Below are 24,647 nucleotides of genomic sequence, written 5' to 3'. Positions count from 1 at the left end.
TTATGGCGAAAATAAATAAAAAAGAACTGGTAGACTTCTTTCTGATGGAGAGTGCTGAGCACTTTGAGGCCATACAAAATGGCCTCCTCGTACTCGAACGGGATCCGGGGAACTGGTCTGTAATCGATGAACTTTTCAGAAGTGCCCATACGATAAAGGGCTCGGCAGCAATGGTTGGCTTCAAGAACGTTGCTCATATTGCACACTCATTGGAAGATACCCTGGATCAGTTAAGAAAGGGAAACATTACTCCGGAGGAAAAACTTGTAACTTTTCTCCTGGATTTTGTTGAAAAATTTAATGGTCTTATTAACAAAAACAAAAGGGATCTCAACGAACAGGAAACGGAAGATTTTGAAAAAATACTGGAAGAAAACATAACGTCCGAACAAAAACAGCAAGAGTCTAAGGAACAAACAGATGAAAGTTCGGCCGGGGAAGAGGCGTACGAAACCTCAGAACAAACCGAGCTGGCAGAGGAAAAAACCCAAAGGGTGGAATCGGCAACCAGAAAAGCGATACTCGAAAATGCTGATGAAAAGTACAACAAAACCTTAGACACCTCATACTCCGATGAATTTATTCGGATTCGCCTGGAGAGACTGGATAACCTGCTGAATCTTGTCGGAGAACTGATTACCAACAAAAACAGACAGACAGACAGGGTGCATGCTCTTAAGAATCTCGGTGTAGACCTTGAGTATACCAAAAACAGGCTTATGAATATCATCAAAGAGTTTGAGGAAAAATATGCATACTCTATGGAAAATCTCCGGGAAATGCCTGTTGAAGACTCAACATTTGCCGATTTCAGTGAAACAGAGTTTGACAGATATGATGACTTTAACATTTTTTCCAGAAGACTTGCTGAAATCGGTAATGATATTGTAACAATCATCAACGATATTCTCACTAATTTCACTTACTTTACGGAGGAAACAGATTATATCGGAAAAATTACGGATTCTCTCCAGAGAAATCTTACAGATATCAGAATGGTCCCCGTGGACAGGCTTTTTAATATAGCACTCAGAACGGTAAGAACAGCTTCAATCTCTGAAAACAAGCTGGTGAATATTAACTTATCAGGTGAAAGTATTGAGCTTGACAAATCCCTAATTGACGCACTAAATGAGGTAATTATCCATATTATCCGCAATGCTGTATCCCACGGTATTGAAGACAGGAAAACAAGGAAAAAATACGGAAAAAACGAAGAAGGCATCATTAACCTGAGTGCAAGCAGAGAAAGTAACATAATTGTCTTTGAAATATCAGACGACGGTGAAGGTATAGACCCGGCGAAGCTGAAAGACAAAGCTGTTGAATTGGGGATTCTGGCCAGATATGATGCAGATAATATGAGAGCCGATAAAGTAATGGATTTAATATTCCACCCCGGCTTCTCCACAAAAGCAGGTGCCGGTGATGTATCAGGCAGAGGTGTGGGGCTTGATGCCGTAAAGAAGAAAATTGAATCCCTGGGCGGTTCGATCTATGTAAACAGTGAAAAAGGTAAAGGCACCACATTTATACTAAACGTCCCTATTACACTTTTAATAGCGGATTATCTTGTTCTGAGGGAAAATAAACAGTTGTTTTCAATCCCTATCATAGGTGTTCATGAAACGTTTGAGATTCATCCGGATGAAATCAGGAAAATAGGAAACCACTTTTTCTATGAAGTACGCGGTGACATCTATGAAATTCATGATCTGGGGACACTTATTAAGCAGACATCGCAGGCAAGTTTCAAAGAGGGAAACATCGGAATACTTGTGGACGGCCCCCGAAAAAGTTATGTATTAACCGTTGATGAGCTCATTGGCAGGGAAACCGCCGTTACGAAAAAAATGGGCAGATTTCTCAGCGGCCTGTCTTACTTTGCAGGGGCAAATATAGGTCCCCAGGGTGAAGTAAGATTTATCATCGATACAATAAAACTTATGGAAGCAAAAAGCGGTACCATTACCTATAAAAGGGACACAGGATCTGAGAAAAAAACAAAAGGAATCAATTATATCTCCAACAGCATCCTCGTTGTTGATGACTCAATCAGTGTTAGAAAATATCTGAAGAAGCTGCTTTCTGACGAATACTATGTTGACGAAGCCGTGGACGGTGTGGATGCGCTGAGAAAGCTCGAAACCAAACGTTACGATTTGGTAATTACAGATTTAGAAATGCCTTCTATGAACGGTTATGAGCTTATAGAGCATATAAGGACAATTAAGGGGGATAACCTGACACATATTTTCGTATTAACATCACGGGCAACAGAAAAACACAGGATGAAAGCAATGGAGCTCGGTGCTAATGAGTTTATAATAAAACCTATACGCGAACAATCCATTATGAATAAAGTCAAGGGAGTAATGATTGAAAGGGCTAACGTTTAGAGACAAAGATTATAAATTTCTTGTTGATATAAAAAATGTTTTGCACATATCCCGTTATAAGGAAATAAAGGGCGAACTTGATGATTTCAGGGTAGTTAATTTTGGTTCGCTTTTCTTTGATGAAAAAACGGAAAATGGTGATATAATCTTTGTAGAGCATGAAGAGAATATTGTTGCCCTGCATGTGGAAAAGGTCGAATCAATTGAAAATGCTGATAAAATAATTCCTTTTGAAAAAGAATTATTTATGGTAAAACCCATATTAGGAGCTGTAAAATCTGAGAACAATGAAACCTGCTATTTGATAGATGTAGAAAAAATTATAGGGGTTGACCATGAACAGCAAAATATTACTAATTGACGACAGCATAACGATCCACAGGGTTATCGATCTTTCCATAGACAGTACACAGTTCGAAGTGAGCAAGGTTTTTTCAGCTGAAGATGCAGAAAGCAAGCTGAGAGACTTTCACCCCGATATAATTCTCCTTGACAATAAACTGGAAAATGTAAAAACATCAGACTTTATCGCTAAAATCAAAAATGCAACGCCTGAGGCTAAAATATTACTATTGGTGGGCGCTTTCGACAAGATTGGGGAAGCCGAAGTCGAGCGTTTAGGTGCTGACGGATTTCTTGTAAAGCCTTTTAACTCAAGCTCTCTTGAGGAAAAACTCAACGAATACGCCCAAGAGCCTTCCCAGCCAGAAGAGCAGGAAGAAAAGCCTGAAACCGAAGATAAAAAAGAATACTCTGATACTGAAACAGAGGAACAGAAAGAAGAACTCTCCGTTACTGCGGAATCATTTGCAAATTCCAGTACAGAGGAACAAAAAGAAGAGGAAGATTTAACCGAAACCTTCGATACAGAATTCGAGACAGGCCAACCGGAGGAAGAGTCCTTTTTGGAAACGGAAGATGAAAAAAAGGACATCTTCGAAGATATACAAACAGAAGAGCAAACGGAAGAGCCTAAGCCAGAGTTTGATAAAGAAGTAAAAGATGAATCCTTTGAGGATATCTTCGATGACCTGGAAAAAGAAGAAGAGCAGGAATCCAAAGAAGAAACATCTTCTATGGAAATAAATGAAGATGCCAAAGCAGAACAGCCGGATGAAGAACAGAAGGAAGAGTTCGGTGAAGGGCTGGGTGAGGAATCCTTTGAGGATATTTTCGATGATCTGGAAAATGAGGAAGCAGATCAGGAGCCCACAGAAGAGACATCTTCAATAGAAATGAGTGGAGAAATTGAAAAAGAAGAAGAATTAAGCTCAGCACTGGATGATATTGTTGAGGAAACCTCGGAAACCGAAGAGGAAGAGATTCAGGAGGAACCTTTATTACAGCCTGAAGAGTTATCACCGGAGGAAGAAACCTATGAACCGGAAAGCAGTCCAGAGCAAATAAAAGAAACGGCGGAATCAACCGAAAAGAGGTATGCTGACTTTAACAAAGAAGCATTTATTGATGCTTTGAAGAGTGTCATGGACGATTACAAAGGTGATTTGGATAAAGCAGTGATAAAAGATGCAGTAAAAGAGGCTCTTGGAGAAGATTTTCTAAAGGATGTGATAAAAGAGTCGTTAAGGGAAAATCTTGAAAAGGTAATATGGGAGGTTGTTCCCGATCTATCTGAAAAGCTTATTCTGGAAGAGATTGAACGGTTGAAAAAAGGCGGGCAGGAAAATCAGTAATATGGATTATAAATCTTCCGGAGTGGATATTGACGCCGGAAACGATTTTGTAAATAAAATAAAACCTTTCGTAAAAAGCACTTTAAATGCAAATGTCCCCGGCAATATAGGTGGCTTTGCTGGATTTTACGATATAGCCGAAACAGTTGGTAAAATTAAAAATCCTTTGCTATGTTCCAGCACAGATGGAGTCGGAACAAAGCTGAAAGTTGCAATTGAAACGGGGAAGTTCGATACTGTCGGTATAGACCTTGTGGCGATGTGTGTTAATGATTTGATAGTACCGGGGGCCAAGCCCCTGTTTTTTTTGGACTATTTGGCCACCTCAAAGCTGAACATAGAAAATATGTCTGAAGTTGTTAAAGGTATCGCCGCAGGCTGCAGAGAGGCAGATGTAGCTCTTCTCGGCGGAGAAACGGCTGAAATGCCCGGCATGTACAGTGATAAAGATTTTGATCTTGCAGGCTTTGCTGTGGGAATTGTGGATAAAGAAAAAATTATTGACGGATCAGGTATAAAAGAATCAGATATAGTCTTCGGACTGCCTTCAACCGGATTCCACAGCAACGGCTTTTCCCTTTTAAGAAAATTGCTAAAAGAGTCAGGATATACATTTGAGGATGAATTTGTAAAGGGAACAAGTGTCGGTGAAATGCTCCTTGAACCCACTAAAATATATGTAAAAGATGTGATGGAAATGTTAAATTCCGGAATAAATATCAAAGGAATGGCCCATATAACCGGCGGCGGATTCTACGAAAACATCCCGAGAATTCTTCCACCGGGAACAGGGGCCGACATATACAGAGATAAAATACCTCAGATGCAGTGTTATGAATTTATCAAAAATCTATACAGCGGTGAAGAGAGAGAGCTGTACAGGGTTTTTAATATGGGTATAGGCATGGTTATGGTAGTTGATTATGCTGATTATGAGAGTTTCAAACAATTTCTGAAAAAGAATCTAATAAGCGCATATGAAATAGGAAGAATCACGGCTAACAAAGAAGTCCGGATCAGCGGAGTGGACTTTTGAAAAATATTGCAGTTCTTTTGAGCGGCCGGGGCAGCAATTTCAAGGCTATATACAGCTCAATTGAAGCCGGTTATATAACAGATGCAAGGATAACGACCGTTGTCAGTAATAAAGCTGAGGCCCCCGGTTTGCAGTTTGCCAAAGACAGGGGTTTAAACTCTTATTTTGTAAATCCTTCAGAATATGGCAGTAGAACGGCCTATGATACAGAAATTATCGATATCCTGAAATCCAGGAAAACAGATCTGGTATGCCTGGCCGGTTACATGAAGCTCCTTTCGGCAAAATTTGTAGATACATTTAAAAACAGGATTATGAATATCCACCCTTCCCTTTTGCCCTCTTTCCCCGGACTAAACGCACAAAAACAGGCATTGGACTACGGGGTTAAGATTTCCGGCTGCACTGTTCATTTTGTGGACAAAGAATTGGATCACGGCCCCATAATTCTCCAAAAAGCTGTTGAAATAAAGAAAAACGATACCGTAAACGATCTCTCGGAAAGAATTTTGAAAGAAGAGCATAAAATTTATCCGGAAGCAGTCCGGCTCTTTGTTGAAAACCGACTGACTTTACATAACAGAAAAGTCAGTATCGACTACAGTTGACATTCAGCCCATTATTTTCTAACTTAAATATACTCCCGAAACAAAAAAGAATGAATGCCATAAAATTATGATGAGGCTTAAAATGGGAAAAATATACAGTTTGTCTGTAAGCAGCGAAAAAGGTGTAAGAAAAGAAAATGTTGATTCTGTGGAAATACTAAAAAATCATGGGATACAGGGTGATGTACATGCCGGAGGGTGGCACAGACAGGTCAGTTTTCTGGCGGTTGAAAGTATAGAAAAAATGAAAAACCTCGGCCTTGACGTAAAAAGCGGCGATTTTGCTGAAAATATAACAACGGAAGGTATCGATTTATGCAAGCTGCCTGTTGGAAGCATATTGGAATCCGGAAAGGTAAGATTCGTCATCTCACAAAAAGGAAAAATCTGTCATAACAGATGCGCCATTTACTTTCAGGCCGGAGACTGCATTATGCCGAGAGAAGGTATATTTGCGGAAGTTTTGTCCTCAGGGACTCTACAGGTAAATGATCAAATATCCGTTTTGCCAAAAAAAGGCTTATCTGTGGGTATTATCACATTAAGCGACAAGGGTAGCAAAGGTGAACGCATTGATGAAACCGCGCCGGCACTTGAACATTTATTGAGGCAGAATTTTGAAACGTCTTTTATTCGCAAAACTCTGATAGCCGATGAAGAAAGTCAGTTGAAAAGCCATCTGGAAGACTTCTGCAACACACAGGAATTTGACCTTATATTAACAAACGGCTCCACCGGCCTTTCACCAAGAGACATAGCCCCGGAAGCCACTCTCGAAGTTATAGAAAAACGCCTGCCGGGCTTTGAAGAAGCCATGCGCATGGAAAGTTTTAAAAAAACCCCGCATGCTTTGATTTCAAGAGCTGTATGCGGATGCAGAAAAAATTCCCTTATAATTAATCTCCCCGGCAGCCCAAAAGGAGCTGTTGAAAATTTTAATGTATTAATCAGCACGATAGAACACGCAATATCCAAACTACAGGGGGATAAAACCGACTGTGCAGAATCGTAAAGGACTTTTTATTACAATTGACGGTATAGACGGATGCGGCAAATCCAGTCAAGCCCGGAAACTGGCTGCAGATTTGAAGGAAAAAGCTCTTAAAAAACCGGATAGTGATGAACAGAGAGAAATTATACTCACAAAAGAGCCCGGAGGTACAAAAGCCGGCAAAATATTCAGAGATTTACTTATATCGAGTGAATACGATCTGGACCCGATAACGGAGCTTTTGGTATATTGTGCAGACCGAAGAGAACACCAGGACAAAGTTGTAATACCTGAAACTGAGAGAGAAAATATTGTAATTTGTGACAGGTTTCTTATGTCCACATACGCTTACCAGATTTTCGGCAGAAGATTGGACGGCGGGATACTGGAATACTTAACCGCCCGTACAATTAACAGAATGCCTGATCTGAGTATTATAATTGATGTTGATATTGACACAGCCGTTGCAAGAGCCAGGAAAAGGCTGGAAAGGGATTTTCGTATGCACCAGGAGGGCAAGTTTGAGCAAATGCCCGTGGAATTTTTTGAGCGTGTGCGCGAAGGTTTCCTTTGGTATGCAGACAACCACAAAAATACAGTAACAATAGACGGAAACAGATCATTTAACGATGTAAGTAAAGATATTATGCGCCAGGTCTATAAAATACTTTAAAACTAAACAAAAGGTGCGGTTTTGATTACAGGACATTCGAGAGAAAAGGATATATTTACAAATATTATCAAAAACAAAAGTCTGCTCAACTCTTACATTTTCAGCGGTAAAAACGGAATAGGCAAGAAGCTTTTCGCTGAAGAACTCGCCCGCTCAGCACTATGTTTAGAGGAAAAAGCATTTGAAGACTGTGAATGCAGCTCGTGCACACTTGCCAGACAGGGAAATAATCCGGACATCAGAGTTGTAGACGATGATACGATAAAGATTGACCGGGTGCGCGATTTTGCTGCCGATGCACATATTTCTCCGTATTTCGGAAAATATAAGTTCTTTATCATAAACAATGCTCATCTTATGACACGCGATGCAGCCAACAGTTTTCTCAAAACACTTGAAGAACCTTCCCCTACAACTGTATTCATCCTTGTGACTCATAAAGAGGCATCATTACTGCCCACAATAAAATCAAGGTGTATAGAAGTAAAATTCGGCCGTCTTAAAAGTGAAGAATTAGCTTATATTTTGACCCAAAAGGGGTATGAAGCCGCAAAAGCAAACAGTATATCGCAGGTGGCGTCAGGTTCGGTGGAAACGGCTGTTTATCTGATGGAACAGAATGCAGAATCAATGGAGACTTTTCGGGATATGACCTTTGAAAATACACTAACTTCTCTGATGAAGCTTAAAAACAGAGATGAAATCAAAAACTATGTTTTTAACCTTTACATAAGTATACTGGAAAGCTATAAAACAACATATGACGATACTTTGCTCAACTTTATGAATGAGCTTTTACTGGTTATCAAACGACTGGAATACAATATTAACACTGAAATGGCAAAGATGTACCTATTAACTAAGGCAGAAGAGGTTTTAAGTGAAAAACGTTAAGGCAACAGGAGTGGCTTTTAAAAGAGCCGGAAAAATATATGATTTCCTCAGTAACAGTGTGGATCTGAAACGGGGCGATTTTGCTGTAATTGAAACAGAGAAAGGTGAGGATATAGCATCGGTTATCATACCCCCTCGTGAAATGAGCGTGGCCGATGAGCAGGGGATGAAAAAAATACTCAGAAAAGCTGCTGAGGAAGATTTAAACAGGCTGGAAGAGAACCGGAAAGAAGAACAGAAAACCTTTGAAATCTGCAAAGAGATGATAAACTCACACGGACTGCAGATGAAATTATTAAAATCTGAATATACACTGGATAGAACGAGGCTCACCTTTTACTTTACCGCTGAAGGGCGGATTGACTTCAGACAGCTGGTGAGAGATCTTGCCAGAGAATTTAAAACCCGTATTGAACTCAGACAGGTGGGAGTAAGGGATGCCACAAAAATCCTTGGAGGTTTCGGGATTTGTGGTAAAGAATTTTGCTGCTCTACTTTTCTTCGGAAATTTGACAATATTTCTATAAAAATGGCAAAAGATCAGAATCTTATCCTCAATCCGGGTAAAATTTCCGGAGTATGCGGCAGGCTTATGTGCTGCCTTATGTATGAAAAAGACTTGTATGAAGAGATTGAGGCCGAATCGGAAGATTTTGTTGAATTAACAGATATTGTAGATGAAGATACCGGAGGGAAAATATGAACCAAAAAACTTTTTACGTCAGTACACCCATCTATTATGTAAATGATGTTCCTCATATCGGTCACGCCTATACAACAGTAGCTGCAGATACAATCGCCAGGTACAAACGTCTGGCCGGTTATGATGTATTTTTTCTGACAGGAACGGATGAGCACGGTCAAAAGATTGAACATGCCGCATCGGATAAAAATCTTTCACCCAAGGAACTGGCAGATAATGTGGTAACACGGTTTAAAAATCTCTGGGAAAAACTGAATATATCCAACGATCACTTTATCAGAACCACCGAAGAATATCACCAGAAAACGGTACAGGCCGTTTTTACAAAAATGAAAGAAAACGGCGATATTTACCTTGGTGAATATGAAGGATGGTACTGTACCCCCTGTGAAACCTACTGGACAGAAACACAGCTGCTTGACGGAAACTGCTGTCCCTCCTGCCGCAGACCAACAACAAAGCTAAAGGAGCCAAGCTACTTCTTCAGAATGTCGAAATATCAGGACAAATTGCTGGAGCATATAGAAAAAAATCCCGATTTCATTAAACCGGTCTCAAGGCGTAATGAAATTATATCATTCATAAAAGAAGGTCTGAAGGATTTATCCGTCAGCCGGGTTTCATTCAAATGGGGTGTCCCAGTACCCGGAGATGAAAAACATGTTATCTACGTATGGATAGATGCACTGACAAACTATATTTCAGCTCTCGGATATCCTGACAGAAGTGAAATGTTTGATAAATACTGGCCCGGAGATTATCATATCGTTGGCAAAGATATCCTCCGTTTTCATACAGTTTACTGGCCGACTATGCTCTTAAGTATCGGGGTTGATCTTCCGAAAAGTGTGTTTGCCCACGGGTGGTGGACTGTAGAGGGTCAAAAGATGTCCAAATCACTTGGAAATGCAATAGACCCTTATTGGCTGGCCGATAAATTCGGAGTGGATCCAATCAGATATTTTCTCCTTAGAGAAGTACCGTTCGGTTTGGACGGCGACTTTTCATTTAAAGCCCTGATTCATAGGATAAACAGTGATTTGGCAAATGATTTGGGCAACCTGTTGAACAGAACACTGGGGATGGTAAACCGATATTTTGGCGGTATAATACCGGAATATACGGATCCCGAAAGCTTGGATGAAGAACTGGCGGATACAATAAAAGAAACTTTTGAAAAGATTGATGCACAGATTTCGGAGCTGGCTTTCAACAAGGCACTTTCAAGTATCTGGGAGCTGGTAGGATTTCTCAACAGATATGTGGACACAACCACTCCGTGGTTTCTGGCAAAAGATGAAGACAAAAAGGGGCGTTTAGGCTCAGTCCTTTATTGTGTGCTGGACGGCCTCAGAGCTCTTTCTCTCATGCTGTATCCGTTTATACCGGAAACATCCGTTAACATGAGAAAGCAGCTTAATACGGAGAAAGACATCTACAAAACCGACTTTGAAGAGCTTAAGAAAGCAAGAACTCTTGAATCGGGCATAAAATTAGGAGAAATAAAACAGTTGTACCCGAGACTGGATGAGAAAGAAATACTGGCAGATGTGAAAAACCTTCAGGATAAGGAGAAAGAGGAGCAGAAAACTGAAGAGCTGATTGACTTTGAAACGTTTTCCAAAATGAAAATCAAAGTCGGTCAGATATACGCCGCTGAAAAAATCAAAAAATCAGACAAACTTTTAAAACTTCAGGTGGATCTTGGCAGTGAAAACAGGCAGATCGTTGCAGGTATTGCCAAAACATACGCACCTGAAAATCTGATCGGCAAAAAAGTTGCTGTTGTGGCAAATCTGAAGCCTGCCAAATTAATGGGAGTCGATTCAGAGGGCATGGTTCTGGCTGCTTCGGGTGATGACAGGCATTTTCTGATTGAGATTGATGAAAATGTAAAAGCCGGCAGTCCTGTTAAATAAAGGGCACAATGTTTATTAAAAAAAGAAGCGGCGATGAGCTAAGTTCTTTTCTGAGCATTGTAAAAAAATGTGCAGAAGAAGGTGTATTTTTAACAGATACACATGCACACCTGCATTTCCCTGAGCTGGTCACAGACATAGAACATCACCTTACTGAGGCTGCAAACGTAGGTGTAGAACGTTTTATAACCATAGGAATCAATAAAAAGGATTCATCAAAAGCTGTAAAATTAGCTGATAAATATGAAAATATTTTTGCTTCTGCGGGTATACACCCCCACGATGCATCCGAATTCAATCACTCAGACATCGATTTCTTTATAAACACATTCAAACAAGAAAAGGTGGTGGCTGTTGGGGAGATTGGGCTGGACTATTTCAGAAATCATTCTCCGAAAGATATCCAAAAGGACGTTTTTGCAATTTTTCTGGACATATCCGTTTCAGAAAAACTGCCGTTTATAATACACAACAGAGAAGCCACAAAGGATTTGATTGATGTTGCAAATCCGATAGTCGGCAGGAAAAACCACGGCGGGATTGTTCACTGCTTCAACGGAGATAAAGACCTTATGAAATGGGCTCTGGATGCCGGTCTTTTTATATCTTTTGCAGGCAATTTAACTTATAAAAAAGCCGATGAATTGAGAGAGGCTCTAAAATATATACCCCTGGACAGACTTCTCGTGGAAACTGACTGCCCATATCTTTCTCCAATGCCTTTCAGGGGGAAGCAGAATGTTCCGGCAAATGTTATCTTTACAGCATACACAGTGTGTAAAGTAAAAGATATCGACTACAGAAACCTGCTGCTCACTTTGGAAAATAATATAAAAAAACTTTATACATTATAGCCCATGCCCTACATATTGATTATTGAAGACGACAAAATAACCGCTGAAGGTATAAGCTCTATCCTCGGTAACGAGGGTCATGAGGTGGATATTGCCCAAAACGGCAAAATTGCATTTGATAGACTAAAGAATAAGAGTTATAATATTATTATAACAGATTTGATGATGCCGGAAATGGACGGTATGCAGTTTATAAACAGATTAAGAATGACTGATAATGAAACACCGGTAATTGTAGTCACTGCATACGGAAATATAGAAAATATGCTTGCAGCTTTTGAGCTGGGAGCTGTTGAGATTATGGAAAAACCGTTTGATATAGATGAGCTCATTCATTTAGTTAACGAATTAACAAAATAAGTCATAACAGAATGAAGGGAGGACAGTATGGGGTTTATAAAAAAAATTCTTTTTCCAACAGATTTTTCATCAACATCAGAATGTGCAATGAAGTACGCCCTGGAGTTTGCAAAGCGTTTTGATGCAGAATTGGAAATTCTGCATGTGCTTTTTGATGAATCCCAGGTTGTAGCTTTCTATTTGCCGCAGGTAACCTTCCAGAACCTCGATAAAGAGTTGGAAGAAGCAGCCAGAAAGCAGTTTGACGAATTTATAAACAAGTTTCCTGAACTTTCGGAAACCAAGCATACTACAAAAATTTTAAAAGGAACTCCTTTTCTGGAGATCATTAACGAAGCCAGAGACACAGACGCCGATGTTATCATTATCGGGACTCACGGCAGAACAGGTCTTGAGCATGTACTTTTCGGTTCAACAGCAGAAAAAGTTGTCCGTAAAGCTCCATGCCCGGTATTTACGGTAAGACATAAAGATCAGCAGTTCAGGATGCCTTGATATATTATGAGAGAGACAAAAACTTTGAGGAGAAACTATGGATTTTATAAATAGAATTCTTTTCCCGACAGACTTTTCAGAGACTTCTGAATATGCCATGAATTATGCTGTCAACTTTGCAGAGGCATTTGATGCAGAACTGGAAATAGTGCATATTCTTTTCGATGATTCCGCACTTGTCTCCTCCCATATGCTTCACGGCGCTTTCAGAAATCTGAGCACCGACCTTGAAAAAGGGGCGAAAGAACAGCTTCAGAGTTTTCTTGATAAGTATCCCAAACTTTCGGAAATAAATTTTTTTTCAAAGCTGCTAAAAGGTGCTCCCTTTCTGGAAATCATAAATGAGGCCAGAAACTTTGAGGCTGATATGATTGTTATCGGAACCCACGGCAGAACAGGCATAGAACATGTATTGTTTGGATCAACAGCAGAAAACGTTGTCCGTAAAGCTCCGTGCCCCGTTTTCACCGTAAGGCTTGAGGATAAAAAGTTTATTATGCCGTAAATTTATTTGTTTGAAAAGATCTCCCGTAGAGCCGAATAAATATCTGAAAATTTACAGCTTAAATGATACTCCGTATTTTTATCAAATGGAAAAAATCAATCCGATTTTTCAATAATCAGCCGGTCCCCACTTAAAGTGGCCTTTTTTCCCCTCAGGAATACTTCACTTCCGTTTAATCCTGTGTAAAGACTTTTATCAGTGATACAGGCATATTCAAAAAGCAGAGAAAACAACGGGGCATAGTCGCAAATTATCCAGTCTGTATCTTTTAACTTCGGAATGTCTGCAATTGAAATTCTGCTAAACACTGCAAGTCCTCCGCTATCAGAAATATCCTCTCCATTATAAACAAAAGTTTTTTCCTTAACCGGATTAAGTGTACGGCAGGAAACTTCAATATTATTATTATATTTGGAAATTAAACCGTTAAAAATATCGGGAATTCTGTTGATATCTTTTTCATAGATAAGATTAGGGCAGAACTGAGCTTTGTAACGCTCATGCTGTACACGTTTGAAGTACAGGGAAAAAGGTATGTTGCCGTAGTAGTCGCCTTTCTTTATATTTTTTATTTCATTTAACTCCAGCCAATACAGCTGATCCGGTTTTGCTATCTGCCTTTTGTCCACAAGCTCGTTACCGGCTACACGAAGAACATTATCAACAGCTTTGAAATAATCTATAGCTGTCATTATAAGTTCGTCCCGTTTATCAAGAAACCTATGAGCAGCTTTAATACTTTGACTTAGATTTTCACCATGAAAAGCCTTTTTTAAGAAACCCATCCCAGCAGTCAATTCCTCTATTGACTTCTTTCCATAAGCAATTCCTTGAGGAAATTCTGCATATGGAGCAAAAGCATCAAGATATTTCGGAATACTTCTGCCGCTTAATTTTTCAAACAGGTTCGAATTTCTGGTTTTATAAATTAATTCCGCAGCCCGCTGTATATTTTTCACCCGTTTCAGAATCTTGATAAAAATGCTGCTCAACCTGAAAAATATCATCTGACCGAGCATGGCAAAAAGAGCCAAGTGCTCACAGAGAGTGCCGTTATACAGGTTTTCAAAACTCACTGACTGGATACTGTCCCTAAGCTCCCGGCTGTAAGTCTCTATCTCGTCTATTTTTATATCCAGCAAATCCAGATTGAGATTCTTGAATTTATTTTTGGGGTTTTTCATATAAAGAGATGGAGCAAAGTTCATTTTCAGAAAATCATCACCTGTTTCCATAGTATTAAAAGCAAGCTGTAAGTTGGACAGGTTGGTATATAGCTTACCTGCGATAAGTTTCACTGAAGGAGAATATGTTTTAAAGCCGGCATGAACAAAAATAGGGTTCAGTATATCCGGTAGTTCGTTCAGGATGGATCTGCTCAGTGGAGAAAGTGTTTCGGGAAAAAGTTCCGAAAGCATTCCTTTGAAATAAAGATTTTTTTCTCTTGCAAAATCGCTGTGTTGAAGTGAAAACTCCACTTCCGACAGGCCGGCCGGAATTTTTCGGGGGTCAAATTTCTGTTTATCCCCGCTCTCTGAATGCAAATCCCTGCTGATATGACTTATATAAATATCATCATCTATAAAAAAATTAACAAGCGGTGCGAAATCCAGATTTTTTTCAATATTTGACAACCTGTCTGCAATTTTAGACATTTTTTTTGGCTGAATCCCGATTTTACCCTTTAACAGCCTGACATTATCTTTAAAAATACCTTTAAGGATTAAAAACTCACATTTCTCATCCGATATATGGTAAAAGCCGCAATTTCCGTCAAAATGAAATCTGGCAGAAAATTCCCGGTCATTTTCATCCGGTTCACCAAACTTAATCCCCAACGGTTCCAGTTTTTCATAAATCTCGCTGCTTATTTTATCATCCATATTGAAACTTATAACACATGTCTTTCGGCTTGGCAAACAGGCATCAGTTGGCATCACATGAAAATTTATAAATTTTAAAAACTGTGATCCGTAATGGGTTCAATGCTCAATGTTGAATGACCACTTAAGCACTTAACCTGTCCAATCTTTTTAACCTCAACCTTTTCCTTTGCCTCTACCTCTACCTTTGCCTCTACCTCCCAATCTCACCAATTCAATCCTGAATTGACTTTGACTGTTGCACAATATATTATAAAATATCCGGTTAATATCCGGAATCTATCTCTTTCCGGGGGAACTAAATGCAGGAACTTATTGAAAAAGCTTCAACACTGGTTGAATCTTTACCCTACATACGAAAATTTTACGGCAAAACTATAGTTGTAAAATACGGCGGCAGTGCAATGGTGGAAACGGAACTGAAAAATAATTTTGCAAAGGATATTGTACTGCTTAAATATGTTGGGATAAATCCTATTATCGTCCATGGTGGAGGCCCCCAAATTGCTGAAATGCTGGGGAAGATGGGTATAAAGACTAAATTTGTTTCGGGAATGCGTGTAACGGATAAAGAAACAATGAGTGTTGTTGAAATGGTGCTGGCCGGAAAGGTAAACAAAGATATTGTAAACCTCATAAACAAAAACGGTGGAAGTGCAATAGGTCTTTCAGGTAAAGACGGTCACCTCCTTACAGCAGAAAAGTTGATGGTGGAGAATGATTCAACTATTCTGCAGGCACCGGAAATAATGGATATAGGGCACGTCGGAAGGGTAAAAGGTGTGGACGCTGATGTTATACAGGCTGTTTCGAAAGATTTTATCCCAATAATTGCCCCCGTTGGGATAGGCGATGATTATGAAGCATACAATATAAACGCAGATCTTGTCGCAGGGTCTGTGGCGGCTGCAGTAAAAGCTGAGAAACTCATTATGCTTACTGATGTGCGTGGCGTTCTGGATAATGACGGGAACCTTATCTCCTCGATTAAAGCGAATGACGTTCCCGGATTGAAAAATGATAAGATCATCAAGGGAGGAATGATACCCAAAACGGATGCTGCAGTGACGGCATTGGAGGCAGGTGTAAACAAAGCTCACATCGTTGACGGCAGGATACTGCACTCGGTGCTGCTGGAGATTTTCACAGACTCTGGAATAGGGACACAGATAACTTTATGAGATGCAAGGTACCTGAAAGTTTTATAAAAAACACTATCGCTCCGCACTGTAACAATGACCCCCATATTATAAATGCATTCAGAATAATACCGAGAAGCCGGTTTATGGACGATGCTCTTGCAAGGTTTGCTTATGATGACAATGCACAGCCAATAGGTTTTGGACAGACCATTTCAAAACCGTCAACCGTGGCACTAATGACATATCTGCTTGCTCCTGAACCATCTGATAAAATACTCGAGATTGGAACAGGCTCCGGCTTTCAGGCGGCTGTACTGTCACGCCTTGTATCAGCTGTTTACACAGTTGAGCGAATCCCCCGTCTTTATGCAAAAGCTTCCGAAAGGATACGACGTCTTTTCATTAAAAATGTATTTTTTAAATTAACATCTAATTCAGCCGGATGGCCTGATGAGGCTCCTTTTGACAAAATTATTTTTACCTGCGGTGCCCAAAATATTGGTGAGGATTACTTCAGACAGTTAAAAGTTGGCGGCAGAATCGTGGCACCTATAAAAGATAAAATCACACTGTTTAAAAAGACCCCTGAGGGGATAGAGAAAGAGGAAAACAAGGAATGCAGTTTTGTAGAATATATCCTCTGACTAAATCAGGTTAAGCGCTGAATTTCAGCCTCTCGTTGATTTTTCTCAACACAAAATCAGGTTTTTTATCCTTTACAATGTATTCATCCGCATATAGGGATGCAAAATTCCTTTTATACCTTTCATAAGCGGTAAGCAGTAACACAGGAATCTTATCGTCAATCTCTCTGAGCTCTTTAAGGGCATCAAGCCCGCTTAAACCTGGCATGTCGATATCCATAATAACGATATCAAGCTCATTTTCATCTGCGATCCTCAACCCCTCCCTTGCATTAGCTGCGGTTAAAACCTCGAAACCATGATCCAGCAAAAAATCCTTATAAAATTCTCTGACTCCCTGTTCATCATCCACAACAAGAACTCTGTTTTTCAAGTTTCCCCCCTAATTCGGTAATTTTATGGTTACATGTACTCCGCCGTCCCGGTTCAGCAGCTTTAGATCCCCCCCGTGTGAAAATATAATCCTTTTGCACAAAGGTAAACCAAGACCGGTTCCCTTATCTTTGGTCGTATAAAAAGGCTCATAGACTCTTTTCATAATTTCATCGGGAATTCCACCGCCGGTATCACTTATTTCCACAATGCCGGCAGAGCCGTCTTCATATGCTTTTATTTTAAGTATACCACCCTCCTGCATGGCATCAAGCGAATTATTGAATAAATTTAACAGTACCTGCTTCATCCTTTTTGCATCCACATATATTTTCATATCATCGGGAATTTCCACTTTTACTTCCACCCCGTTAAGACGTAACTGATGATCAAGCAGCTGAGTCAACTCAAAAATGATGTCCGGCAGTGAGTGTCTTTCTTTATTAAGGTCCATTTCACGGGAATAGCTTAAAATATCAGAGACAATCTTCTCCAACCTTTCAACTTCGGAATATATGATTCCCAGGTAGGTTTGGGCTTTAGGTTCCTCAACTATTCTCTCAAGACGTTTACTGAAACCTCCTATGGCGACAAGCGGATTTTTCAGTTCATGGGCGACCGTTGCCGCAAGCCTTCCAATCTGGGCAAAATTATCCGATGCGTATAAATTGTTTTTAAAATAGTCGATATCCTGCACTGCAAATTCAAGCCGTTTCAATGTCTTGGATAACTCAAGTGCAACAGAGCATATTTTGCCGTAAAGAGTCAGATGGTTCATTCTGTGGGAATTATAATTGTCCGACTGAGCCAGTATGGCCCCCACAGGGCCTCTTGATGAATAAATACCGCAGCAGGCGACATCTCCGTCAAAATACTCCAGTAGCCTCCTGGATTCAAAAATATCAACATTTACAGTGTCTATTTTTTCAAAAAATATCACATCGGTAAAATGGTCCCTTTTGTAAAGCGGAATGGAAATTCTTCTGAAATTAAAATTATCAACACTGATTTCACCACTTTTACTGCCGTACATAGCCCCTTTAAGCTTCATTAAAGACTCATTGAGGAAAAAAACACCCGCCTTTTGAAAATTACCGGGTTTAAGTAGCCCTTCGATCATATTATAAATTATTTTATCTATCGGGTCATGCTTCAGAACAGAATAAAGCAGTTCGGTACAGTTAAACATCTCAGACAGACAGTCAAGGGAGGAGCCCCGCTGAAAGGCCAAAATAAGATCTTTTATGTTTTCCTTATCATTATGAGAAATATCCTGGTCTTTATAAAAGTCCATTCTGGAATGAAAGTTATCATCCTCCAAAATCACAGACTGGTTGGGAGAAGTTTTGCCGGAATATTCAAACACTTTAAATTGATCATATGTTACTGACAGATAGCTTAGACGCAACTCAAAAATATTTTCAATCAATCTGGGTAATTCCATATTTTATTATACCACGGCTTATTAAAAGGGAAAAAGATAATTACACAGATTTCAAAAAATTTCTGAATTTTTCCACAAAGTCATACCATTCACGCTCAATCCGCAGATTGACAAAATCACACACCATCTGGTCAAAAAAAGCAAACACCGTGCTTACATACAGTTTTCTTTCAACAATTTTGTCCATCTGCTCTTCAGCCAGACTCTTGGGTGCTTTTACCTTTGTAATTCTTACAGGGTCGGTTTTCAGACAAATTTCCAGATTGATATTTTCATTTTTAAGCTCCATTTGAAGAAGTGTAACGGATTTGGACGACTTAAGAGCGATATAAAGCTCCTTACAGGCATCAAACTTATCCGTCTCTATCGATATTTTCTCACCTGATGAAGCACTGCTTAAAACAATATTTTTAACAGGTACAAAATAGTAACTTCTCTCTCCGATATCCACACTGTTATCACTTATAAAAAACCTTGCCAGCAGATAAGTGAGAAATTCAGATTCCAGAAAAGAAATGTCTCTTTTAGACGCATCTGCAAAAAGCGGCAAAAGTCCCCCCTTTGAAAATAGTAAAATTAAAAGCCCGTTGGTGCTACATTTTTTAAATCATCAATTTTATACGGCTCACTAATTTTTCTCTTAACCGTTTCCATCAGTGAGTCCCTGAATAAGTTTACTTCAAACGCTGCTCGGAACAGATGAACAACCGACTCAAACGTCTTATTTGTAAGACTTGATATAAAAATTTCTTTATTATCCATTTCCCAGATTACCTCCACCAATGTTGTGGCGGGATAGGCCTGAGAATGCATTTTGTTAGTCAGAGCGTTTTTAATAAAGTCTTTGTCAGATTTCGACAGATATTCTTTATTGTTCTGTTTCAAAAAATCATTCTTCATCTCTTCAAATTTTATATCAAAGAATTTTTTGCTGATTTTTTTCTCATCGATTCTCACGGTAAAAATAAACGTATTATCAAAAAGCAGTTCCGCACTCTCAAAATCTGAAACCTCCGGGTATCCCAGAGGAACAAAACCGTAATTTAATGGTTTACTGCTGTCGTAAAACCTGTCAAAAGAATATTCTTTAAGCAACTCTGTTGCATCGGTAAGGGAATATTCAACCTTTTCATTGTAAAATAACCGAAAAAACGTCAGTGACCCGTTAACAAGTCCCATGTATACCCCTGTTAAGAAGCCCGGAAACAGTTAAGTCTCCGGGCATTCATATCATTTATTCCGAAAGAACAGCATGAGCAGCCGCAAGCCGTGCAACAGGCACCCTGAAAGGGGAACAGCTCACATAATTCAGCCCCACTTTCTGGCAGAAATATATTGAATCAGGATCACCGCCGTGTTCTCCGCATATTCCCGTTTTCAGGTCTTTCTTTCCGGATCTGCCCTTCTCAACACCTATCTTAACAAGTTCCCCCACACCGGACTGGTCGATAGAGATAAAAGGGTCCTCCCTGTAAATCTTTTTATCGATATATTCCGGCAAAAACCTGCCGGAATCATCCCTGCTAAGACCGAAAGTCGTTTGAGTAAGATCATTGGTACCGAAAGAAAAGAAATCTGCATACTCGGCAATCTCTTCAGCTGTAAGTGCAGCTCTCGGCAGCTCAATCATGGTGCCCACAAGATATTTAAGGTCCACATTATAGCTGTTTATAACCTCATCAGCCACTTTCTCGGTGATATTTCTTAAAATTTCAAGCTCTTTACTATGCCCCACCAACGGAATCATAATCTCAGGCAAAACATCCACGCCTTCCTTTTTCACTTCACAGGCCGCCTCAATAATAGCATATACCTGCATTTCATAAATTTCCGGATATGTTATTCCCAGCCTGCATCCACGGTGACCAAGCATGGGGTTAAACTCTTTAAGCTCTTCGGCTTTGGCTTTAAGTTTATCCGCAGGAACCCCTGCAGATTTTGCAACTTTCTCCATATCCTCATCGGTATGCGGGATAAACTCATGGAGCGGGGGATCCAGCAGCCTTATTGTCACGGGAAGACCTTCCATAGCTTTGAAAATGCCTATGAAATCTTCCTTTTGATAAGGTTTTATCTTATAAAGGGCTTTTTTCCTTCCTTCTTCGTCATCTGCCAGAATCATCTCTCTTACTGCATCAATCCGGTTTCCTTCAAAAAACATGTGTTCAGTTCTGCAAAGGCCGATACCTTCGGCGCCGAATTTCCTGGCAGTTGCTGAATCTTTGGGTGTATCAGCGTTAGTTCTGACACCCAATTCTCTGAATTCATCGGCCCACTCGAGTATCTTTGCAAACTCTCCGGATAATTCGGGTTCAATCAGCTTAACCTTTTCCAGTATCACTTCACCCGTTGTGCCATTGATTGTTATTATATCATTTTCACGGACTGTTTCGTTATCCACAACCATTTTTTTGGATTTTTCGTCTATTTTCAAGGCTCCGCATCCGGCAACGCAACACTTGCCCATTCCTCTGGCAACCACCGCAGCATGGCTTGTCATACCTCCGGTAGCTGTGAGAATGCCTTCAGCAGCATCCATTCCCCCTATATCTTCCGGCGATGTCTCATTCCTGACAAGGATAACTTTTTCACCCTTTGAAGCCATCTTTTCTGCATCATCCGCAGTAAAAACAACTTTGCCTACAGCGGCACCTGGTGAAGCCGGCAGTCCTTTTGCAACAGCCTTATACTTCTCCTCCGGATCTATCATGGGGTGCAAAAGCTGATCCACCTGCGCAGGGGCAACCCTCATCACCGCAGTCTTTTTATCTATCAATCCCTCTTCGTACATATCATAAGCAATCTTCACTGCAGCTTTAGCCGTTCTTTTGCCGTTTCTCGTCTGGAGCATGTACAGCTGATTTTTTTCAACGGTAAATTCAATATCCTGCATATCCTTGTAATGGTTCTCCAGCTTTCTGTAAACCTCTTCAAGCTGAGCAAATACTTCCGGCATCTCATCCTTAAGCTGAGAAATAGGCTCCGGCGTTCTTATACCAGCCACAACATCTTCCCCCTGGGCATTGATAAGAAACTCACCGAAAAACTCTTTCTCCCCTGTGGAGGGATTTCTTGTAAAAGCCACACCGGTTCCGCAGTCATTTCCCATATTACCGAACACCATAGCCACAACGTTAACAGCTGTTCCCCATTCATCCGGTATTTTGTTTAAACGGCGGTAAGTTTTTGCCCTCTGATTATTCCATGAATCGAAGACAGCGTTTACAGACAGCTTAAGCTGTTCAAATACATCCTGTGGAAATGATCTTCCAAGCTCTTCTGATACAAGCTTCTTGAACTTTTCCACAAGTTCGAACATATCATTTTCATCCAGCTGAGTATCGATTTCCACATTCCTGGCTTTTTTTACCTGTTTGATAACTTCCTCAAACCGGTTATGCTCTATCCCCAGCACCACATCAGAAAACATCTGTATAAAGCGTCTGTAAGAATCGTAGGCAAAGCGCTTACTGCCCGAAACAGAAGCAAGACCTTCCACAGTCTCATCGTTCAGGCCGAGGTTCAAAACCGTATCCATCATCCCCGGCATAGAAACCCTGGCACCGGAACGTACTGAAACCAAAAGAGGATTTTCCTTGCCTCCGAATTTCTTATTAATACTCTTTTCAAGCTTTTCCAAAGCCTTAAGTGATTCTTCCCACATTCCTTCCGGATAATCACCCAGCTTCTGGTATTCAACACAGGCCTCGGTTGTTATGGTAAATCCCGGCGGTACAGGTACGCCGAGATTTGTCATTTCGGCCAGACCGGCTCCTTTTCCGCCCAGGAGATCCTTCATATCTCCGCTTCCCTCGGCCTTTCCGTCACCGAAAAAATAAACGTATTTTTCAGCCATATAATGCCCCCTTATATTAATTTAAGCGTTTTTAACCTTGGACAAATCTGCAGCAATATCAAAAACAGATTTTAAACTGTTGAGTAAAGAAAGTCTGTTATTCTTTATCTTCTCATCTTTGTCCATAACCATCACATTGTCAAAGAAATTATCCACAACCAGGCGCAAGCCCAGAAGCTCGTCCATAGCAGATTTATATTCCTCATTATTTATCAATACATTTATTCTGCCTTCTTTCTCTTTTATAGCCGCATCCAGTTTTGATTCAAAATCTGATTGAAAAAGGGATATATCATAATCCTTTCTTTGCCAGCCGGCTTTTTTCAGTATATTGCTAATGCGCTTATAACTGGTTGCTATCACTTCAAAGTCTTCTCCGTCTTTTACTCTGGCAATTGCCTCAGCGGCACTCTGCAGACATACTACATCATCATACCCTTTCACTGCATCAAAAACATCTCCCGGGATTCCTTCCTCATGCAGAATATTTTTTAATCTTAATAAAATAAAATCATATATTTGTTCAGATACTTCTTTAGAGTCAAAAGAGATTTTTTCCGATAAAACCTCCAGAGAATAATCGATAAGACGTTTAAGGCTGAGTCGAAAATTTTTGTTTCTGATTATGTTAAGAATACCTATTGCATTTCTTCTCAGAGCATAGGGGTCGTTGTTGCCCGTTGGTATCAGACCTATCGCAAAACAGCCGCATATAGTATCAATTTTATCAGCAATGGAAACAAAACAGCCTTCTTTGGTTTCAGGCAAATCATCCCCTGCAAAACGAGGGAGGTAATGCTCGTAAATCCCTTTGCATATTACATCGCTTTCCCCCTGAACTCTGGCATACTCTCTGCCCATTATCCCCTGCAGCTCAGGAAATTCGTAAATCATCTCCGTCATCAGATCACCTTTACACAAATAGGCAACCCTCTGAGTATTCTCAATTCTGTCAGAAGCCAGCTGTCCGCTGAGGTAAGAGGCAATTTTATAGAAACGCTCCATTTTTTCATAAGAAGTCCCCAGCTTTTCCTGATATACAACATCTCTCAGCTGTTCCACCCTGGTTTCCAGCAATACTTTCTTATCATTTTCGAAAAAGAATACTGCATCAGACAATCTGGCCTTTAAAACTTTTTCATAGCCGTAACGTATCGTATCATCTTTGGGCTTTGTATTGGAAACACCTATAAAATAATTACTCATTTTACCGTTCTTATCTGTCGCATAAAAATATTTCTGGTGATTCTTCATTGATGTAATTAAAACCTCATCCGGAAGCTTTAGGAAATCTTCCGAGAAACTTCCCAGTACTGCAAAGGGTTTTTCAACCAGGTTAGCCACTGAATCCAGAAGCTCCTCATCAATCTGAACGATTAAGTCGTTATTTTCTTCCTGAATCCTCTTTAATTGGTCTTCAATAAGTTTCTTTCGGCTGTTAAAATCATAAACCACGTTGTTTTCAAGCAGTTTTTTACAGTAAGAGTCAAAGTCCTTTACCCTGACTCCCCCTTCACTCATAAACCTGTGCCCATATGTGATATCCGAGCATTTTATTCCGTCCAGCTCAATGTCAAGAATATTTCCGTTATAAACAGAAATAACCCAGTGCACGGGACGGGCGAATTTAAGATTTTTATCCGACCAGCGCATAGACTTTTGAAAAGGGATGGACTTGATAAGTGAAGCCACATTGTCCTGTAAAAATTCATCCGTTCTGACACCTTTAAAAAACCTTTTTCCTGCCAGATATTCTCCTTTATCGGTTTTTACCCTTTTTAAATATTTTTCATCGAGAGATTTGGATTTGGCAAAGCCTTTGCCGGCTTTGGTGAGTCCGCCATTTTCATCAAAAGCAATATTTGCCGGAGGTCCCATAATTTCTTCCTCTTTATCATCCTGTTTTTCATTCAGATTGTCTATATAAAGGTACAGCCTTCTCGGTGTCCCTCCAGTCTGAATGCCGCCGAAACCAATTCCTTTATTTGTCAAGAGGTTGGAGAAACTTTCCTTAAGAGATTCAGCTGCAGGATTGATAAAAGAGGCCGGAAGCTCCTCCGTCCCAATTTCCAAAAGATAATAAGACATGTTACCCCCAGTTAAACATTTGAACTTTTATATATTTTGCTATTGTCATTTTCAAGATAAATTTCCCGGTCTGATGCCGCCTGAAAT

At 40.1% G+C, this 24,647-nt stretch carries 23 protein-coding genes; 16 read left to right on the top strand and 7 right to left on the bottom strand.

Going from position 1 to position 24,647, the window contains the following annotated elements; all coding sequences use genetic code 11:
* The first annotated feature begins 2 nt into the window (after positions 1-2).
* The 14 genes from UMU13_RS01460 to UMU13_RS01395 all read left to right on the top strand — a co-directional run bounded on the left by UMU13_RS01460 (position 3) and on the right by UMU13_RS01395 (position 13,131).
* Positions 3-2,399 (top strand): hybrid sensor histidine kinase/response regulator, encoded by a 2,397-nt coding sequence (locus UMU13_RS01460; RefSeq protein WP_328216587.1) that lies wholly within the window; start codon positions 3-5, stop codon positions 2,397-2,399.
* Positions 2,380-2,760 (top strand): chemotaxis protein CheW, encoded by a 381-nt coding sequence (locus UMU13_RS01455; protein ID WP_013885318.1) that lies wholly within the window; start codon positions 2,380-2,382, stop codon positions 2,758-2,760. The genes UMU13_RS01460 and UMU13_RS01455 overlap by 20 nt, the downstream gene beginning before the upstream one ends.
* Entirely contained in the window at positions 2,735-4,093 is a 1,359-nt protein-coding gene (locus tag UMU13_RS01450) for a response regulator (protein WP_328216582.1), read from the top strand. Before UMU13_RS01455 ends, UMU13_RS01450 begins: the two co-directional genes overlap by 26 nt.
* Before the next feature lies 1 nt (position 4,094).
* The gene (purM, locus tag UMU13_RS01445; protein WP_328216580.1) at positions 4,095-5,129 is read left to right on the top strand and encodes a phosphoribosylformylglycinamidine cyclo-ligase; all 1,035 of its coding nucleotides are present in this window, start codon (positions 4,095-4,097) and stop codon (positions 5,127-5,129) included.
* Complete coding sequence (gene purN / locus UMU13_RS01440; protein WP_328216579.1) at positions 5,126-5,737, top strand: phosphoribosylglycinamide formyltransferase; 612 nt, start codon at positions 5,126-5,128, stop codon at positions 5,735-5,737. The genes purM and purN overlap by 4 nt, the downstream gene beginning before the upstream one ends.
* A gap of 82 nt (positions 5,738-5,819) precedes the next feature.
* Positions 5,820-6,749 carry a molybdenum cofactor synthesis domain-containing protein gene (locus UMU13_RS01435; protein WP_328216578.1) on the top strand — a complete coding sequence of 310 codons (930 nt, stop codon included), beginning with the start codon at positions 5,820-5,822 and terminating at the stop codon, positions 6,747-6,749.
* Entirely contained in the window at positions 6,736-7,401 is a 666-nt protein-coding gene (tmk, locus tag UMU13_RS01430) for a dTMP kinase (protein ID WP_328216576.1), read from the top strand. Before UMU13_RS01435 ends, tmk begins: the two co-directional genes overlap by 14 nt.
* A 21-nt stretch (positions 7,402-7,422) precedes the next feature.
* Complete coding sequence (locus UMU13_RS01425) at positions 7,423-8,295, top strand: DNA polymerase III subunit (RefSeq protein ID WP_328216574.1); 873 nt, start codon at positions 7,423-7,425, stop codon at positions 8,293-8,295.
* Positions 8,282-8,998, top strand: a complete 717-nt coding sequence (locus UMU13_RS01420) for a PSP1 domain-containing protein (RefSeq protein WP_328216571.1) — start codon at positions 8,282-8,284, stop codon at positions 8,996-8,998. The genes UMU13_RS01425 and UMU13_RS01420 overlap by 14 nt, the downstream gene beginning before the upstream one ends.
* Positions 8,995-10,917, top strand: a complete 1,923-nt coding sequence (metG, locus tag UMU13_RS01415) for a methionine--tRNA ligase (RefSeq protein ID WP_328216568.1) — start codon at positions 8,995-8,997, stop codon at positions 10,915-10,917. Before UMU13_RS01420 ends, metG begins: the two co-directional genes overlap by 4 nt.
* 8 nt (positions 10,918-10,925) lie before the next feature.
* A complete protein-coding gene (locus UMU13_RS01410; RefSeq protein ID WP_328216566.1) occupies positions 10,926-11,771 on the top strand; it encodes a TatD family hydrolase in 846 nt (281 codons plus the stop codon).
* 3 nt (positions 11,772-11,774) lie between these two features.
* Entirely contained in the window at positions 11,775-12,131 is a 357-nt protein-coding gene (locus UMU13_RS01405; protein ID WP_328216565.1) for a response regulator transcription factor, read from the top strand.
* A 27-nt stretch (positions 12,132-12,158) separates the two neighbouring features.
* Entirely contained in the window at positions 12,159-12,626 is a 468-nt protein-coding gene (locus UMU13_RS01400; RefSeq protein WP_328216563.1) for a universal stress protein, read from the top strand.
* Between the two features lie 37 nt (positions 12,627-12,663).
* Positions 12,664-13,131, top strand: a complete 468-nt coding sequence (locus UMU13_RS01395) for a universal stress protein (RefSeq protein ID WP_328216562.1) — start codon at positions 12,664-12,666, stop codon at positions 13,129-13,131.
* Positions 13,132-13,226: 95 nt separating this feature from the next.
* Here the strand turns inward: UMU13_RS01395 and UMU13_RS01390 are convergent, their stop codons facing one another.
* Positions 13,227-15,014 carry a hypothetical protein gene (locus tag UMU13_RS01390; protein ID WP_328216560.1) on the bottom strand — a complete coding sequence of 596 codons (1,788 nt, stop codon included), beginning with the start codon at positions 15,012-15,014 and terminating at the stop codon, positions 13,227-13,229.
* A 302-nt stretch (positions 15,015-15,316) separates the two neighbouring features.
* Here UMU13_RS01390 and argB point away from each other — a divergent pair, with 302 nt between their 5' ends.
* Positions 15,317-16,195, top strand: coding sequence for an acetylglutamate kinase (argB, locus tag UMU13_RS01385; protein ID WP_328216558.1), 879 nt, complete (start codon positions 15,317-15,319; stop codon positions 16,193-16,195).
* A complete protein-coding gene (locus UMU13_RS01380; RefSeq protein ID WP_328216556.1) occupies positions 16,192-16,800 on the top strand; it encodes a protein-L-isoaspartate(D-aspartate) O-methyltransferase in 609 nt (202 codons plus the stop codon). Before argB ends, UMU13_RS01380 begins: the two co-directional genes overlap by 4 nt.
* Positions 16,801-16,810: 10 nt before the next feature.
* Here UMU13_RS01380 and UMU13_RS01375 read toward each other — a convergent pair whose 3' ends face one another.
* The 6 genes from UMU13_RS01375 to glyS are packed head-to-tail and all read right to left on the bottom strand — an operon-like array spanning position 16,811 to position 24,560.
* A complete protein-coding gene (locus UMU13_RS01375) occupies positions 16,811-17,173 on the bottom strand; it encodes a response regulator (RefSeq protein ID WP_013885301.1) in 363 nt (120 codons plus the stop codon).
* Between the two features lie 9 nt (positions 17,174-17,182).
* Positions 17,183-18,616, bottom strand: a complete 1,434-nt coding sequence (locus tag UMU13_RS01370) for a sensor histidine kinase (protein WP_328216554.1) — start codon at positions 18,614-18,616, stop codon at positions 17,183-17,185.
* A gap of 40 nt (positions 18,617-18,656) precedes the next feature.
* Entirely contained in the window at positions 18,657-19,166 is a 510-nt protein-coding gene (locus UMU13_RS01365; RefSeq protein ID WP_273266015.1) for a hypothetical protein, read from the bottom strand.
* A gap of 26 nt (positions 19,167-19,192) precedes the next feature.
* Complete coding sequence (locus UMU13_RS01360) at positions 19,193-19,795, bottom strand: hypothetical protein (RefSeq protein ID WP_328216550.1); 603 nt, start codon at positions 19,793-19,795, stop codon at positions 19,193-19,195.
* Positions 19,796-19,850: 55 nt separating this feature from the next.
* Entirely contained in the window at positions 19,851-22,472 is a 2,622-nt protein-coding gene (ppdK, locus tag UMU13_RS01355; RefSeq protein ID WP_328216549.1) for a pyruvate, phosphate dikinase, read from the bottom strand.
* A gap of 21 nt (positions 22,473-22,493) precedes the next feature.
* Complete coding sequence (gene glyS, locus UMU13_RS01350; RefSeq protein WP_328216547.1) at positions 22,494-24,560, bottom strand: glycine--tRNA ligase subunit beta; 2,067 nt, start codon at positions 24,558-24,560, stop codon at positions 22,494-22,496.
* Positions 24,561-24,647 lie beyond the last annotated feature (87 nt).

Origin of the sequence: Flexistipes sp., assembly GCF_036172515.1 — a bacterium.
In the GTDB taxonomy this organism is placed as follows: Bacteria; Chrysiogenota; Deferribacteres; order Deferribacterales; family Flexistipitaceae; genus Flexistipes.
The sequence above is the reverse complement of the archived record's forward strand: the minus strand, read 5'-3'. Positions and strand labels throughout refer to the sequence as shown.

What these genes read in the sequence shown, in the direction of transcription:
- UMU13_RS01460 (WP_328216587.1), top strand. Translation starts at nt 3, where the DNA reads ATGGCGAAAATAAATAAAAAAGAACTGGTAGACTTCTTTCTGATGGAG.
- UMU13_RS01450 (WP_328216582.1), top strand. Translation starts at nt 2,735, where the DNA reads ATGAACAGCAAAATATTACTAATTGACGACAGCATAACGATCCACAGG.
- purM (WP_328216580.1), top strand. Translation starts at nt 4,095, where the DNA reads ATGGATTATAAATCTTCCGGAGTGGATATTGACGCCGGAAACGATTTT.
- UMU13_RS01435 (WP_328216578.1), top strand. Translation starts at nt 5,820, where the DNA reads ATGGGAAAAATATACAGTTTGTCTGTAAGCAGCGAAAAAGGTGTAAGA.
- metG (WP_328216568.1), top strand. Translation starts at nt 8,995, where the DNA reads ATGAACCAAAAAACTTTTTACGTCAGTACACCCATCTATTATGTAAAT.
- UMU13_RS01410 (WP_328216566.1), top strand. Translation starts at nt 10,926, where the DNA reads ATGTTTATTAAAAAAAGAAGCGGCGATGAGCTAAGTTCTTTTCTGAGC.
- UMU13_RS01405 (WP_328216565.1), top strand. Translation starts at nt 11,775, where the DNA reads ATGCCCTACATATTGATTATTGAAGACGACAAAATAACCGCTGAAGGT.
- UMU13_RS01400 (WP_328216563.1), top strand. Translation starts at nt 12,159, where the DNA reads ATGGGGTTTATAAAAAAAATTCTTTTTCCAACAGATTTTTCATCAACA.
- UMU13_RS01395 (WP_328216562.1), top strand. Translation starts at nt 12,664, where the DNA reads ATGGATTTTATAAATAGAATTCTTTTCCCGACAGACTTTTCAGAGACT.
- UMU13_RS01390 (WP_328216560.1), bottom strand. Translation starts at nt 15,014, where the DNA reads ATGGATGATAAAATAAGCAGCGAGATTTATGAAAAACTGGAACCGTTG.
- argB (WP_328216558.1), top strand. Translation starts at nt 15,317, where the DNA reads ATGCAGGAACTTATTGAAAAAGCTTCAACACTGGTTGAATCTTTACCC.
- UMU13_RS01380 (WP_328216556.1), top strand. Translation starts at nt 16,192, where the DNA reads ATGAGATGCAAGGTACCTGAAAGTTTTATAAAAAACACTATCGCTCCG.
- UMU13_RS01370 (WP_328216554.1), bottom strand. Translation starts at nt 18,616, where the DNA reads ATGGAATTACCCAGATTGATTGAAAATATTTTTGAGTTGCGTCTAAGC.
- UMU13_RS01360 (WP_328216550.1), bottom strand. Translation starts at nt 19,795, where the DNA reads ATGGGACTTGTTAACGGGTCACTGACGTTTTTTCGGTTATTTTACAAT.
- ppdK (WP_328216549.1), bottom strand. Translation starts at nt 22,472, where the DNA reads ATGGCTGAAAAATACGTTTATTTTTTCGGTGACGGAAAGGCCGAGGGA.
- glyS (WP_328216547.1), bottom strand. Translation starts at nt 24,560, where the DNA reads ATGTCTTATTATCTTTTGGAAATTGGGACGGAGGAGCTTCCGGCCTCT.